The following is a 392-nucleotide window of genomic DNA, read 5'->3' as shown; positions in this document are numbered from 1 at the left end:
AGACAGTCATTAAGTATTCAAACCTTAATATGTAAAACTCCAGGTTAAAATTTAAATGGAAAATAATATAATAGCGGAGCAATGATAAGGTGATGAAAATCAAGTGATCATTCGGACTTGAAATGATTGTTAGGCTTCAAATGCTTGAAGTGACTATATACTGTTTAATAAGAAGGTTTTTATGAATTACATTGAATTTAATGATGCTATGTATGCTTATAATCCCATTGGATACCTGCCAATGAATGAAAGCGAATTCAAGCATTCATTTAGAGTGGCGATTGAAAATAAAGGAATATCAAAAATCATTACAATCGGCCAGATTGTATATGGCTTTATTCTTGGTGGGGTACTGTATATGAGTCCAGATGAAGTTGATGAGGTTAAATTTA

1 protein-coding gene is annotated in these 392 nt (G+C 31.4%); it reads left to right on the top strand.

The annotated features are described in order from the left end of the window. Positions 1–181 precede the first annotated feature (181 nt). Positions 182–392: hypothetical protein (locus tag ASV53_RS24830; protein WP_141226362.1), on the top strand; the 211-nt coding region annotated here is incomplete at its 3' end.

Source organism: Photobacterium sanguinicancri (genome assembly GCF_002265265.1).
Classification (GTDB): domain Bacteria; phylum Pseudomonadota; class Gammaproteobacteria; order Enterobacterales; family Vibrionaceae; genus Photobacterium; species Photobacterium sanguinicancri.
Note: the sequence above shows the minus strand (reverse complement) of the source record. Positions and strands in the feature narration are given on the sequence as shown.